The 14182-nt window shown below is 35.8% G+C and carries 12 protein-coding genes; 2 read left to right on the top strand and 10 right to left on the bottom strand.

The genetic code is table 11. The features are described from left to right. Positions 1 to 85: 85 nt before the first annotated feature. The 9 genes from MR062_RS04730 to MR062_RS04690 all read right to left on the bottom strand — a co-directional run bounded on the left by MR062_RS04730 (position 86) and on the right by MR062_RS04690 (position 7934). Positions 86 to 868, bottom strand: a complete 783-nt coding sequence (locus tag MR062_RS04730; protein WP_242202936.1) for an ABC transporter permease — start codon at positions 866 to 868, stop codon at positions 86 to 88. Then, positions 861 to 1568 carry an ABC transporter ATP-binding protein gene (locus MR062_RS04725; RefSeq protein ID WP_242202935.1) on the bottom strand — a complete coding sequence of 236 codons (708 nt, stop codon included), beginning with the start codon at positions 1566 to 1568 and terminating at the stop codon, positions 861 to 863. The genes MR062_RS04730 and MR062_RS04725 overlap by 8 nt, the downstream gene beginning before the upstream one ends. Continuing rightward, positions 1562 to 2806: a nitrous oxide reductase family maturation protein NosD gene (locus tag MR062_RS04720; RefSeq protein ID WP_242202934.1), complete on the bottom strand. Its 1245-nt coding sequence runs from the start codon at positions 2804 to 2806 to the stop codon at positions 1562 to 1564. Before MR062_RS04720 ends, MR062_RS04725 begins: the two co-directional genes overlap by 7 nt. A 96-nt stretch (positions 2807 to 2902) precedes the next feature. Then, positions 2903 to 3340 carry a nitrous oxide reductase accessory protein NosL gene (locus MR062_RS04715; protein ID WP_242202933.1) on the bottom strand — a complete coding sequence of 146 codons (438 nt, stop codon included), beginning with the start codon at positions 3338 to 3340 and terminating at the stop codon, positions 2903 to 2905. 19 nt (positions 3341 to 3359) lie between these two features. Continuing rightward, a complete protein-coding gene (locus MR062_RS04710) occupies positions 3360 to 3959 on the bottom strand; it encodes a hypothetical protein (RefSeq protein ID WP_242202932.1) in 600 nt (199 codons plus the stop codon). A gap of 177 nt (positions 3960 to 4136) precedes the next feature. Beyond that, positions 4137 to 6101, bottom strand: coding sequence for a Sec-dependent nitrous-oxide reductase (nosZ, locus tag MR062_RS04705; protein ID WP_242202931.1), 1965 nt, complete (start codon positions 6099 to 6101; stop codon positions 4137 to 4139). A gap of 28 nt (positions 6102 to 6129) precedes the next feature. Further along, positions 6130 to 6705 (bottom strand): fasciclin domain-containing protein, encoded by a 576-nt coding sequence (locus tag MR062_RS04700; RefSeq protein WP_242202930.1) that lies wholly within the window; start codon positions 6703 to 6705, stop codon positions 6130 to 6132. A 9-nt stretch (positions 6706 to 6714) separates the two neighbouring features. Beyond that, positions 6715 to 7215, bottom strand: coding sequence for a c-type cytochrome (locus MR062_RS04695; protein WP_242202929.1), 501 nt, complete (start codon positions 7213 to 7215; stop codon positions 6715 to 6717). A gap of 176 nt (positions 7216 to 7391) precedes the next feature. Beyond that, on the bottom strand, positions 7392 to 7934 hold the full coding sequence (locus MR062_RS04690; protein WP_242202928.1) for an alpha-ketoglutarate decarboxylase: 543 nt from the start codon (positions 7932 to 7934) through the stop codon (positions 7392 to 7394). A 137-nt stretch (positions 7935 to 8071) separates the two neighbouring features. On the opposite strand from MR062_RS04690, the gene MR062_RS04685 reads away from it, so the two are divergent. Further along, the gene (locus MR062_RS04685; RefSeq protein WP_242202927.1) at positions 8072 to 10816 is read left to right on the top strand and encodes a 2-oxoglutarate dehydrogenase E1 component; all 2745 of its coding nucleotides are present in this window, start codon (positions 8072 to 8074) and stop codon (positions 10814 to 10816) included. 50 nt (positions 10817 to 10866) lie between these two features. Further along, positions 10867 to 12081, top strand: a complete 1215-nt coding sequence (odhB, locus tag MR062_RS04680) for a 2-oxoglutarate dehydrogenase complex dihydrolipoyllysine-residue succinyltransferase (RefSeq protein ID WP_242202926.1) — start codon at positions 10867 to 10869, stop codon at positions 12079 to 12081. Positions 12082 to 13538: 1457 nt separating this feature from the next. Here odhB and MR062_RS04675 read toward each other — a convergent pair. Next, complete coding sequence (locus MR062_RS04675) at positions 13539 to 14171, bottom strand: response regulator (RefSeq protein WP_242202925.1); 633 nt, start codon at positions 14169 to 14171, stop codon at positions 13539 to 13541. Positions 14172 to 14182 lie beyond the last annotated feature (11 nt).

The following is a 14182-nucleotide window of genomic DNA, read 5'->3' as shown; positions in this document are numbered from 1 at the left end:
AAAATATAGGTTAAGGTCATATTAAAACATGACTTATGTCAGTTATTTGCTAATTCTTAGGAAAGTTTATTGTAAAAGGAAGTTCTTAAAAATCTTTCCGTTTAGCTTTAAATACAATTCTTAAAACGGGTAAGATCACCCAAAGAGATAACATGGAAAGGGATGTGATCAATCCAAAATTAGTGCCAAAGAACTTTTTAAAAATTGCGCCAGTATATCCCAATAATGCCGATATATCCAACTTTAAAAGTATAAGTGTTCGAGATAGGTCTATAGGATTTAGCATAGTGCCAACCAGGGAGAGTTTATCTAAAGGGTAATCTTCAAACAAGATTAAGGACATTAAAAAAACGCCGTCGTAAATTATGGCAAAGAATAGCCAAAGCAGGATAGCATATCCAAACCCTTTAATCTTATTTTCGTTGGAAAGTGCCATGTTAAAAGCCAATGCTGTAAATATGAATGTTAAAAAAGTACCTGTAACTAATAAGAGTGAAAAATCCCAGATAGCAGAAGATTGGAACAGACCGTAAAAAATAAAAGGGATGCCCAAACCCAAAATCAAGCTCATGGACAGCGATAGGGCAACACCTAAATACTGCCCGAGAAAGATGGACGACCGTTTTAAGGGTTGTGCCAATAACAATTCGGTAAATTCTTTAGAGTTGTAATAATACATAACGCCAAAAATAGTACCTATTAATGGTACAAGTATAATGATAACATTCATTAACGTGATGACCGCTTTGGAGAGGTCGTTGTTTAAAAACAACAAGACAATGCCCAATAGTAGATAGAAGGCAAAATACACATAGCTCCATCGGCTACGCATGAGATCGAAAAAACTGTATTTTAATATTTTAAGCATGATTTTCTTTAAGTATTGATGCTATGGCACGTTCGAAATCTTGTTCATTAGTTTTAATTTTCAAAGCAGAGGTAGACCCCTTAAAATAAATTTGTCCTTCCAAGAGAAATACAATTTCATCGGAAACCTCTTCTACAAAACTCATAATATGGGATGTTATCAATATCGTTTTTCCTTTACTTTTTTCTGATTGGATAAGTTCCTTTAATTGGATTAATGAAATTGGATCCAGCCCTGTAGTAGGTTCGTCTAAAATAATCAATGGGCTGTCAAACATGAAGGTTAGGACGATATTTACTTTTTGTTTTGTTCCGCCAGATAAGGTGCCCAATTTTTTGTCTAAAAAAGGTTCTAATTTAAAGCGTTTAATAAGTTCAAGGTCCATTTTGGTTTTGCCTCGTAAATCCTTAATCATTTTAATGAGTTCTTTAACCTTTAAATTACTGGGGAAATTGGCTATTTGTGGCAAATAATCAATTTGGTGACGATACGCAGAACTATGTTTAATATCCTTTCCCAGGACACTTATTTTTCCTTTGTTAGGAATTACCATGCCCAAAATAGATTTAATAAGCGTGGTTTTTCCAGAGCCGTTAGGTCCTAGTACAGCAAAAATGCCACTGTTATCAATCTCAAGGTTTACACCGCTAAGCACCTTATTTTTATTGAATTTTTTATGTAGATTGGTTATGTTTACCATTGTATTTTTTTTGTTAAAGGGTTTTGGTCCTGTAGATTGTCTGGCGTGAAAACTGGAGATACTTTCTCTGAAAAATCAAGAATATCAATAAACAGGCTGCGAAGCAAAATGATGGTTTCGGGAGTGCGATTTACAATATACGAAAACAGTTTTACCGGGCGGTAGGGTACGTCGCCAATACCGTCTTTATTTAGATCGTAGCCCGTATAGTTGCTCCAATAGTTTTTGTCGAATATATTGTCGTTTACCTTGCTGTTGTAAGAAACGTCAAAGGAGTTGTATAAAAAGTTGTTTTCTAGAAATTTATTGGTGTAGCAGGCACCACGTACTTTAATGGCCCAACCATTATTGCTAAAGTTATTGTTTTTATACAGGATTCGATTAGAACCTTCAATGTTAATGCCTATGGTGTTTTCTTTAAAGGTATTACCAATAATTTCAGCGTCGTTAATTTCTTTAAGCAACATGCCATAAGATGCAGTTCCCCAGTTTTCTTTAAAGAGATTGTTATACATTTTTATGTTTTTGGAAAACATCACAGCTACACCTGCACCATTATTCTCAAAAGTATTGTCTTGGTATGTGTCATAATTAGAGAACATAAAGTGTAGGCCATAACGTAAATTTTCGGTGCTTGTGTTGTTTTTGATGAGGCAATTGTTGGAGAACTCTAAATAAATACCGTCACGAACTTGTGTTATATAGTTATGTTCAATATCTATATGGTTGCTGTACCATAATTGAATACCATTACCAGAATTGTACTCTTGGACTGCATCCCCAATAATTTTGTTATGATATATTTTTCCATAGTTAGATTTTTCTAAATAAATTCCGAAGAACAGTTTTTCAAGCACTAGATTTTTAATGGTAAAATGCTTGCTACGCTTTACCCTAATAGCTGCATAATCTGATGTGTAACTGTTGCCCACATTAATAATGTAGAGTCCGTCTACAGTTACGCTATCTGAAACAATGGTAATAATTTCACCTTTGGATTCGCCATCTATAACAGGGTAATTTTCGCCTATAATGGTCACAGGTTTATCAACTAAAATATTATGTTCTATATAAGTTCCTTTTTTTACAACAATGGTATCAAAATCTTTGGCGGCCGAAATAGCACTTTTTAATGAAGTTATCTCGCAGGTATCACAAACTTCAAGGGGCTGTGAAAAACCACTATAGCTTAAAATAGTGAGCAAAAACCCAATGATATGTTTTAAAGAAGGTTTCATTAATATGTTAATTGTTGATTGTATAAGGCGTAAAAAGCCTTATAAAGTAAATAAATACTTTTTATATTTAAATGAATAAAAGAAATTAATAGGGTCTTATTTATTTAAATGGTCAATAAGTTCGTACCAATTATAAAGTGTGCCACCTTTGTCTTGAAGGACTTTTTCGGCATTGGCTTTAGTTTTAAAGGCAGATAGATAGGCGCCCATGGGACTGGGGATATTTTCGCTTATTAAAAATGTAGCCTTAGTGGCATCTATTAACTCTTCAGGTTCTGTGTAGTTATTGGATAGGTAAAATTTAATTTCTGAAGTATCAAATTCCTTTAAATAATTGATCATACATTCCGAAGCATCAAATTTATAGATTTTACCTTTTTGGGTGACAATTTCGGCGGCATGGAGTTTGTCTACAATGGTCATTTTACAGAAATGGCAGACATCATTGCCATAATCTATAGCTTTGGGAGCTATGTTACAGCCTATAAACAGGAATAGAACCGTAAGTATTGTATAGTGTTTTAGTGTTTTCATGTTTTAGTGTTTTTCTTTCTTATATAGGTACAGTTTTTTTATTGTTTTTTTTGTCCATAAAAAAGGCTATTAAAGATGCAGCAATACCAAGCCCCAAAAAGCATGCTCCCAGACGAGGGTAAGAATGCGCTTTAAAATTCAATATGTCTTTAGTGCCAAATAAAGGCGGTTGAAATCCCATAACACTGCCATCTGGGTTAGTAAATTTCATGATGGCCTTAGGGTCTAGATTATGGCCATAATCGTGTTCCCATAGATAAAAGTCGTACAGTCCAGCACAACTTAATACAATCATTAAAATAAACCAGAACAAGAACCATTTGTAATTGCCCTTAAAAGCGATAAGGAGTCCAATAACCGTTGTGATGATGATCCCTAAAGGAAAAATTTTAAATTCAGGAATGGCATCTGGTATATATTTCATGCCTACATAATGGTTCATCAAGTTAATGTTTTTGATGTCATGCGGGTTGGCATCGGAAAAATCATTAATATGAATGTACATGCCCAATGGTGTTGGATATTGGGGAGCTTCCAGTGTGATTTTCCAAAGCGGAAAAAGAAATAGTCCTAATGGAAGTAAGGCAGCAATAAGCATGATGATATTAGACCTTTTCATAGGTGTCGTTTTAATAATGTAACTTATAATAAAAATACACTTTCCTTGATGGTTATCGTGCGTTTTATTCCTGTATATACAGGAAGTGTAGTGTTTTTAAAAGTAAGGCGAGGGCGAAAAATAACCCTCGCCTTGAATAGGAAAATAAACACTAAAACAAAATTTTCCTAATTTTAATTATTCAATATCTTCTCCAAGCGACCATTTTAGTGGTGTATTGGCATTAGCAGCAGATACACGTACATAGCCTTGCATTTCCTGGTGTAATGCCGAACAGAAGTCTGTACAGTAGAATGGCCAAACACCTACTTGTTTTGGTTCCCATAGGAAGGTTTCTGTTTGTCCCGGCATAATTAATAATTCGGAAGTTTTAGCTCCAATCATACTTATGCCATGGGGTACATCGTAATCCTGTTCTAAATTGGTGACGTGGAAATACACTTTATCTCCTACTTTTATCCCTTCAATATTATCTGGGGAGAAGTGACTACGAATAGTTGTCATATATATATGAACAACACTTCCTTCACGAACAACTTTTGTATCTGCTTCAGATTTTGTAGCATATGGATGCTTGTTATCTTCTAAATTGTAAATCTTTTTAGAATTCGGTTTGATCAAATCTGCTGGGCATCCTGCTGCATAGTGTGGTTCACCTATAGTTGGAAAATCTAGCAGTAATTCCATTTTATCGCCTGAAATATCATAAAGCTGAGCCGATTGGGTAACCTCTGGCCCCGTTGGTAAGTAACGGTCTTTTGTGATTTTATTCAAGCCTACAACATACTTACCAAACGGTTGTTGTGAATTTCCACCAGGAATCATTAAGTGACCAATGGAGTAATAACTTGGTTGTCTATCTAAAACTTCCCATGTGCCTAATTTCCATTTTACAATTTCTGAAGATATAAAGAACGATGTATAAGCGTTCCCTTCATTATCGAACTCTGTATGAAGAGGGCCTAGCCCAGGTTGTTCAACAGCTCCAGCTAGAACATCTTCAAAGTTTAATATTGGAATGCCATAGGCTTCTCCTGCAAACTTTTTGTTTTCAATGGCATCAATCATTTTGGTATAAGAGTGAACAGTAACGTTGGCCGATAATTTACCACTACCAACAATGTATTCTCCTGTAGGGTCTACATCACACCCGTGAGGCGATTTTGGTGTAGGTAAAAAGTAAACAGCACCAGGTACTTCTGAAGGGTCAACAATTAGAACTTCTTTTTTCATGGTTGAAGTAGCCATTTGTGTATGTTCGTCATATACATTATGAGCGTAGTTTGCTGGTACGGTTTTACCACCACCGTTGTTTACGTATTCTTCAATTTTCTTCCAGTTTACCGCAGCGATAAAGTCTTTGTCATTTTGCGAGGCATTAACCTCTAGAAGGGTGCTTGCTTCTTCGGTGTTATAAGTTGTAAAGAAGAACCAGCCATGTGATTTCCCTCGTCCGGGATGCGCTTTGTCATAATCGAAACCAGGCATTAAAAGTTGGAATTTAATGCTCATGCCACCATCTTCTGGGTTCACTTTTATAAATGAAAGCGTACCTTTAAAGTTACCTTTGTATTCTTTTATAGGGATGTCCTTTTGTGGAATTGGCACAGCAAATCGTGTTCCAGCAACAACATATTCTGTATTGTCTGTAACATAAGAAGAACTATGGTTTCCGGCACTGTTTGGAATTTCTATAATTTCGGTAGTCTCAAAAGTGGTTAAGTCTACTTTGGCTATTCTTGGGGTGTTGTTCCCGTTTACAAACACATATCGCCCATCTAATTTTCCATTGGTTTGGGAAATGTCTGGATGGTGTAAATCATCCCAAGGTATGAAGCCGTAAGAGGTATTTAGCATAGGTTTGGTTTCTTCACTATAGCCATAAGCTTTTTCTGCATCTTGGGAGAATACAGGAATGACCTTAAATAAACGACCAGAAGGGAGGCCGTAAACCGATAATTGTCCGTTAAAACCTCCAGAAATGAAGGCATAAAATTCGTCATGCTCTCCTGGAGCTACATATACTTTATCAGCTACATTACTTGCCAATGCGCCAGAACTGGATTGCTTGGAATTATTACAACTCGTAAATGCTATAAGAACACTTAATGTTGCGGTTACTAATTTTATTATATTCTTCATTGTAGTATAATTTTAAATTAAGATTATATCATTCTGTAGGAGGGAGTAATACCTTATCGATTACATGTACTATACCATTGCCTGCTTTAACAGAAGCGATAATATTGGCTCCGCCAATAACGGGTTTGCCATCCACAACTTCTACTTTCACATATTGGTTGTTGGCTTGTCCCAATTTTGGAAGTTTGGTTAAAATGGTTGTGCTTAAATTACCGGGAGTAACATGGTATTTTAAAATATTGGCTAAGGTTTCCTTGTTCTCTGGTTTCACTAGGTTTTCTACTGTACCTTCGGGTAATGCTGCAAAAGCGGCATCGGTAGGAGCAAAAACCGTAAGTGGGCCTACATTAACCAGTGCATTTTCTACTTGAGCTGCTTGAACGGCTGCTACCAGTGTTTTATGATCTAGGGAGTTAATGGCAATTTGTAAACAATTGGGAGTGGCCTCATCGTCTGTAATGAAGGCTTGCCCTGTTTTTTCATTAGATTGATTTTCAGCTTGGGAAGCTGTAGGGGTCTTTGGGGCATTTTCGTTATTGTTTTTGCATGAGCAAACTAATGCTAAGAGAGCGAAAACAAAAAATAACTTTTTAATTGTTTCCATTGGTTGTTGTTATTTTAGTGTTCTAAAGTATTCTAAGACAGCTCTTGCTTCTTCTTGAGTTAAGTTTTGGTTCGCCATGGGAGAACCATTGAACTCAATAAGCAATGCTTTAGCTAGGGGGTCTTTTTGAACCATTTCCTCCGGGTTTAAAATGATGTTCATAATCCATTCTGGAGAACGACGCTCTAAAATACCAGTGGGAGCTGGGCCTATAAATTTTTTATCCGGTCTGTGGCAGGCTGTACACATTTTTTTATAAATGTCGGCACCATGGGCAGCCATAGTTTGGTCTATTTCAGCCTCTAATTCTATCGATGTAATAGGGCCAATGCCCTTGTTGTTGAGGTCTATTCTTTTTGAAGCAGGAACAGTTTCTTCTTTCTTTACGGTTTGTTCTGTAGTTGCTTTTTTTTCATAAGAAAAACCTTCTTTCTTTTTTTCTTCCTTACCGCCACAGCTAAGCAATAGTGCAGCAGCTAAAACGGCAGTTAATTTTAGCGTTGTTTTCATGTTTTATATTATTTGTCTTCACAAAATTAGGGACAAACTCAGATAATAAATATGATAAATATCATATTTAGGACAAAAGAGTCTTTTTTAATAAAGACTTTAAGTTTAGGGAAGTACAATCAAAAAAAATAAAAGCAAGACTTAAATGGGAGAAGGGTTTGTTTTTCAGTGTTCATTTAGAAATAGAATCTAACAAAAGGAGCCCAAGGATCAATATAGATACTTTTGTTCTTGTCATAAAGCACATCGTATCGAATACCAAGAGTAACATTGCCACTTCTATAGCCTGCACCAAGATAAAGTGCGGGAACCCAATAATTGTCACGCGGAAGGTTTAGATTAACATTATAACGCGTATTAACATTTAAATTTTCAAATTCGGCAGATAGCTGGACTTCATTTACAATGTTAAAGAGTCCAATTAGGCTACCACCCAAGATGGTGGATTTGTATTCTCTTTTTAAATTAACAAAAGAGGCATTCAACCCAAGGCCTAGAGCAAAAGCATCATTAAATTCATAAATAGCACTTGGGGCTATTGTGCTGCTAAAATAGCCGTCTCCAAAGTTTAGTCCCAAACCACCACCAAACCTAACATGGTTCCAGAAATCCTTTTGGCTTTCCTGTGAGCTTAAATACCCAAAAAAACCTAAGACAAAGGTGATTAAACAAACCTTGGTTTTTTGATTATTTGTTAAAAAGAATCTTAAAAATTGCATATTACCTAACATAAAAAAGGCGCTTTTTTCAAAATGATAAATGGGCTTATAAATATAATAAATACAACTTCTAATTTTACTAAAAGTTGTATTTTTGGGAAATATTTTGACCAGGCCTAGGGCCATTAAAAATTATAATGGATAAATTTTCATTTTTAAATGCAGCGCATTCAGCTTTTTTTGCTGATTTATACGATCAATACTTACAAAACCCAGATAGTGTAGAACCTAGTTGGAGAGCCTTTTTTCAAGGTTACGATTTTGGTAGTGAGCATTATGGGTTAAATGGCGAAAGCATAGAAGATGTTTCGGCACAGATCCCAGATCAAGTCCACAAAGAGTTTCAAGTTGTTAGACTTATAGACGACTATAGAATGCGTGGACATTTGTTTACCAGAACAAATCCGGTAAGGGACCGAAGAAGCTATTCGCCAACATTGGATTTAGAAAATTTCGACCTGTCCGAAAACGATTTAGATACTGTTTTTAATGCGGGTGAAATTTTAGGTATTGGGGCAGCTACATTGCGTGATATTATCATGCACTTAGAGCGTATTTACTGTAGCTCTATTGGTGTAGAGTATATGTATTTGCGTAATCCTGAAGTTATCAAATGGTGGCAAGACCGATTAAATAAAAACGACAATCACCCTAATTTTTCAGTAGAAACCAAAAAATATATCCTTTCCAAATTAAACCAAGCGGTTACTTTTGAAAACTTTTTGCAAACCAAATACGTTGGGCAAAAGCGTTTTTCGTTAGAAGGAGGGGAGTCCTTAATTCCAGCCATTAGTAATGTGCTATTTTACTCTGTTGAAAAATATGGTGTAAAGGAGTGCGTATTGGGAATGGCACATCGTGGACGTTTAAGTACACTTGTGAATATTTTTAGAAAGCCAATAAAAGAGCTATTTAGTGAGTTTGACGGCAAAGACTTTGAAGATGAAAATATAGATGGCGATGTTAAGTACCACTTAGGATTTACACTTGATAAAACCTACCAAAACGGGAAGAATATCAAGATGAATTTAGTACCTAACCCTTCGCATTTAGAGACCGTGGCTCCTGTAGCAGAGGGTATTGCCCGTGCAAAAATTGACTCCGATTATAACGGCGATAATTCTAAAATAGTACCTATTATAGTACATGGCGATTCGGCCATTGCCGGTCAAGGTGTAGCCTATGAAGTTGCTCAAATGAGTATGCTAAATGGCTATAAAACAGGGGGGACTATTCATATTGTGGTCAATAACCAAATTGGGTTCACCACTAATTACTTAGATGCTCGTTCCAGTACCTATTGTACCGATGTAGCAAAAGTGACATTGTCACCAGTGTTACATGTTAATGCCGATGATGCCGAAGCTGTGGTACATGCCGTAGAATTGGCATTGGAGTATAGAATGCGTTACCAAAAAGACGTCTATATAGATTTATTGGGATACAGAAAATATGGGCATAACGAAGGTGATGAGCCTCGTTTCACACAGCCCAAACTTTATAAATACATTGCAAAGCATCCTAATCCGTTTAAAATTTATTCCGATAAGCTTATTGCTGAAGGCACAATAGATAAGGCCTATTTAGATGGTATCGTTGCAGAGTTTAAAGATACTCTTGAGCGTGAATATGAAAAATCACGCCACGCAGAATCTTCTAAAGTTAGGGAGTTTATGCAAGAGCGCTGGGAAGGTTTTAAACGAAAAGGTTTAGACGCTATGTTAGAATCTGTTGAGACGACTTATCCAAAAGAAAAGTTAGAACATATTTCTAAAATAGTATCTACAGTTCCAGAAGGAGCCACTTTCTTAAGAAAGGCAGAGCGTATTTTAGATGGTCGCTCTAAAATGGTTTTTGAAACCGATACCTTAGATTGGGGAATGGCAGAGACCTTGGCTTATGGTAGTTTAATGGAGGAAGGTTATAACGTACGTATATCAGGACAAGATGTAGAACGCGGTACCTTTAGTCACCGTCATGCTATTTTACGTGATGAAAAAACCGAAGAACGCATCAATCTCTTAAACACTAACCCAGATAATAAAGGGACGATGGACATTTATAATTCATTGTTATCCGAATATGGTGTACTTGGTTTCGATTATGGTTATGCCATGGCTAACCCTAACACTTTAACCATTTGGGAAGCACAGTTTGGGGATTTTAGTAATGGTGCCCAAATTATTTTCGACCAATATCTATCGGCAGCAGAAGATAAGTGGAAATCGCAAAATGGTATTGTGGTATTGTTGCCACATGGTTATGAGGGGCAGGGTTCCGAGCATTCATCGGCAAGAATTGAACGCTACTTACAATTATGCGGTAATGATAATATGATAGTTGCAGATTGTACGACGCCAGCAAATTTCTTTCATTTATTGCGTAGACAAATGAAGCGCGATTTTAGAAAGCCACTGGTGGTTTTCACACCTAAAAGCTTATTGCGTCACCCTAAAGCGGTATCCTCTTTAAACGAATTGGCCACAGGTAATTTTGAAGAAGTTATAGACGATACAATAGCACCAAAACAAGTTAAAAAACTAGTGTTCTGTACAGGTAAGTTCTATTACGATTTATTGGCCGAAAGGGAAAAACTGAATAGAGAAGATGTTGCTTTAGTGAGAATAGAACAATTGTTCCCATTACATTTAGATAAAATTCAGGAGGTTATTAACAAATATCCAAATGTTGAAGAATATGCTTGGGCGCAAGAAGAACCAAAAAATATGGGGGCTTGGAGTTATATGCTTCAGCGTATGGAATTAGTCAACTTAAAAGTGTACTCTAGAACCTTTAGTTCTGTTCCGGCACCAGGATCCAGTACTCGGGATAAGAGTAGGCAGCAACGTGTTATCGATGCGGTTTTCGACACCTTGATATAAAACCTTATAAATTTAGATATTAATACAACATACAATTAAAATTATAAAAAATGATTTTAGAAATGAAAGTGCCTTCTCCGGGGGAGTCTATTACTGAAGTAGAAATAGCAACATGGTTGGTTGAAGATGGAGATTATGTAGAGAAGGATCAGGCCATTGCAGAAGTAGATAGTGATAAGGCAACGCTTGAATTGCCAGCAGAAGCTAGTGGAACCATAACGCTTAAAGCTGAAGAAGGTGATGCCGTAGCGGTTGGCGCAGTAGTGTGCTTAATCGATACAAGTGCAGAAAAGCCAGATGCTTCGACAAGCGCAGCAACCGAAGAAAAAGCAGAAGCCCCAAAAACTGAAGCGGTAGCAAGTGAGCCAACACAACAGGCGGCTACCTATGCAACAGGATCTGCCAGTCCAGCAGCAAAAAAGATTTTAGCAGAGAAAGGTATAGATGCAGCTTCAATTTCTGGAACGGGAAAAGACGGTAGGGTAACTAAAGACGATGCTGTAAAAGCCGTGCCTTCTATGGGTACTCCAACAGGCGGTAACAGAGGAACGACCAGAAGCAAAATGTCTATGTTACGCCGTAAAGTAGCCGAACGATTGGTGGAGGCTAAAAATACAACAGCGATGTTAACCACTTTTAATGAAGTGGATATGTCCCCAATATTTGGACTTCGTAGTGAGTATAAAGAAGCCTTTAAAGCAAAACACGGCGTTGGTTTAGGGTTTATGAGTTTCTTTACTTTAGCAGTAGTTAGAGCTTTAAAACTATATCCAGCAGTTAATTCAATGATCGATGGGAAGGATATGATTTCCTATGATTTTTGTGATATCAGTATTGCGGTTTCTGGTCCAAAAGGACTTATGGTTCCAGTAATGCGTAATGCAGAAAACTTAAGCTTTAGAGGTGTGGAAGCCGAGGTTAAGCGATTGGCATTACGAGCAAGAGATGGGCAAATTACGGTCGATGAAATGACTGGTGGGACTTTTACTATTTCTAATGGCGGTGTGTTTGGTAGTATGTTATCTACTCCAATTATCAATCCACCACAAAGTGGTATTTTAGGAATGCATAATATAGTAGAACGCCCTGTGGCTATAGATGGTAAAGTAGAAATTAGGCCTATTATGTATGTAGCGCTTTCTTATGACCATAGAATTATTGATGGTAAGGAAAGTGTAGGGTTTTTAGTGGCCGTTAAAGAAGCTTTGGAAAATCCCGAGGAGCTATTAATGGATAATGATGTTAAAAAGGCATTGGAATTATAAGCTGTAAAACGATACAGTGCAAAGAGGTCGTTTATTTTTTAAACGACCTCTTTTTTTTTGCAAACTGTTTAAGAAAGGTTAACTACAACATTCACAAAAATTATAGTTGCCACTACGATAATTAATCCAATTGTGAAAAGTTTTTCGACATTGCTGTTGCCTTGATTCATAGGTTAAGTTTAAATGTTATGGGGGTCGTCAATGACTTAGAAAACTCTGTGCCATTACAGCACAGAGTTTATAATAAATTCTCCCTCTCTCAAAAAAGAGAATTGTTAATAGCATCGTAAAAGTAATGGACAGCATACTAAAAAAAAATACATACTTGTGCGTATTTTTTAAATAGGGCTTTAACACTAAAAATAATTTGTGTAAAAAACGAAACCACTAAATCCTTCTTCAAGTTCATAATCCTATTTTTGGTTTTTAGGCGAATTTTTATTTATAGCAATAGAATAAAATAAAAAAACAGCAGAAAAGAGTGAAAATAGTAAGCACCAATGCATCATAGGGTCATTGATATGTTCTTTGATTGTTTGAAAAGAAATAGGTTTGTCATCAAAGTATAGCGATATGAACATAATTGTTGCCACCAATATACTCAGAAAAATTTTAGATGCTGAAAAATGTTTAGTTACAAAATTTTTAAAGTTCATGTTTTAAAGTTCTAATGTCAAGTTAATTTTTACATTGTTTTACGAAACTGAAAGTGTAGAATCTATTCGTAAAGGTTCTCCACCATCAATTCCTTGATAATCATTTCATACTCATTATCGACCACTAGTCTCATTTCCCTTAAGCCATCGGTAGTCTATAAGGGATCAAAAGATGCTTCGCAATTGATATTCTTGCTTGTTCCCAATACTCCCCATGCAAAAGGACCTGTGGCCGTACCAACACCTGGAAATAATACAGTTCTTCCTGTCTTCAGTATAACTCCAAAATCTACCTCTATTGGTTTTTGAGATTAAAGTATTTTTCAGGAAGCGTTCCCTGGTAAATGGTATCCAATGTTTCTATCAAATATTTTGCCGAATTTAAAATGACTTGAAGAATGTTGTTTCCATAGCTTGTTTTTGTTAAGGTTTAAATACTGATTAAAGGGCGTGCAAAATGTTATAAAAGTAAGAAAAAATACTTGATGAAATTATATTTTATTACAATTTTAAGATAATCTAATAATAGGAACGATCAATCTATGCCTTGAATTTCTGAATAATGTTCCTCTAAGAATTTATAACTATTGATAAAGATTGGCTGATTGAAGACTTGATAATTAGTATTTTATATATTTTGTTTTAAGTCGCTTTAAGCTGAAAATAATTTGTATAAAAAACGAAAGCCCTAAATCCTTATTCAAGTTTAGAGCTTTCTATAATTCTCCCTAAGAACTAATTAATAGCATCTCAAATTTATGGGAATTAATTGGTTAAAAAAATACATACTTGTACGTATTTTTACAGGAATGCTTTATTTAAATTGGCCCAAATAGAAAGGGATGTAGGTTTGTTGTCTAAATTTAATTTACCAACAATATTGCTACGATGTTTATGTATGGTCTTAATGGAAACACTAAAGGCATCTGCTATTTCCTGACTTGTTTTGTTTTCGGCAATAAGCTTCAAAACCTTTAATTCGGTTTTGGTTAACGCCTCCATTACTTCAGGTCTATGGGATGTATTATTGTTTTCTAAATAGGACGTAATTTCTTTACTAAAATAGGCATTGCCTTTAATGGCATGTTCAATACAGGTTTCTATTTCTTCAACAGCAAACTCCTTTAATATATACCCATAAACATTGTGCGCTTTTGCTTGCTCGAACAATACTTCCTCCTTATCAAAAGTTATTAGAATAATTTTAGTGTCCAGAAGGTTTTTTTTACAGTCTTCGGCTATTTCCAACCCTGTTCTATAAGGCATTCTAATATCTAAAATAGCAATATCTGGTTTGTGCTTTACAATAAGATTATAGGCTGCATTGCCATCTTGGGCGCTTCCAACGATATTAAACCCTTTTGAAGATAAAAAATCACTCAGACCTCTAAGCATAAGAGGATGATCGTCCGCAATTACGATGTTAGTACTCATTAATAATTCTT

The organism is Aestuariivivens insulae (assembly GCF_022662195.1).
In the GTDB taxonomy this organism is placed as follows: Bacteria; Bacteroidota; Bacteroidia; order Flavobacteriales; family Flavobacteriaceae; genus Aestuariivivens; species Aestuariivivens insulae.
The sequence above is the reverse complement of the archived record's forward strand: the minus strand, read 5'-3'. Positions and strand labels throughout refer to the sequence as shown.

Bases quoted from the DNA above. Each gene is read 5' to 3' on its own strand.
- MR062_RS04685 (WP_242202927.1), top strand. From the start codon at position 8,072: ATGGATAAATTTTCATTTTTAAATGCAGCGCATTCAGCTTTTTTTGCT.
- MR062_RS04725 (WP_242202935.1), bottom strand. From the start codon at position 1,568: ATGGTAAACATAACCAATCTACATAAAAAATTCAATAAAAATAAGGTG.
- MR062_RS04690 (WP_242202928.1), bottom strand. From the start codon at position 7,934: ATGCAATTTTTAAGATTCTTTTTAACAAATAATCAAAAAACCAAGGTT.
- odhB (WP_242202926.1), top strand. From the start codon at position 10,867: ATGATTTTAGAAATGAAAGTGCCTTCTCCGGGGGAGTCTATTACTGAA.
- MR062_RS04720 (WP_242202934.1), bottom strand. From the start codon at position 2,806: ATGAAACCTTCTTTAAAACATATCATTGGGTTTTTGCTCACTATTTTA.
- MR062_RS04730 (WP_242202936.1), bottom strand. From the start codon at position 868: ATGCTTAAAATATTAAAATACAGTTTTTTCGATCTCATGCGTAGCCGA.
- MR062_RS04715 (WP_242202933.1), bottom strand. From the start codon at position 3,340: ATGAAAACACTAAAACACTATACAATACTTACGGTTCTATTCCTGTTT.
- MR062_RS04695 (WP_242202929.1), bottom strand. From the start codon at position 7,215: ATGAAAACAACGCTAAAATTAACTGCCGTTTTAGCTGCTGCACTATTG.
- MR062_RS04710 (WP_242202932.1), bottom strand. From the start codon at position 3,959: ATGAAAAGGTCTAATATCATCATGCTTATTGCTGCCTTACTTCCATTA.
- MR062_RS04700 (WP_242202930.1), bottom strand. From the start codon at position 6,705: ATGGAAACAATTAAAAAGTTATTTTTTGTTTTCGCTCTCTTAGCATTA.
- nosZ (WP_242202931.1), bottom strand. From the start codon at position 6,101: ATGAAGAATATAATAAAATTAGTAACCGCAACATTAAGTGTTCTTATA.
- MR062_RS04675 (WP_242202925.1), bottom strand. From the start codon at position 14,171: ATGAGTACTAACATCGTAATTGCGGACGATCATCCTCTTATGCTTAGA.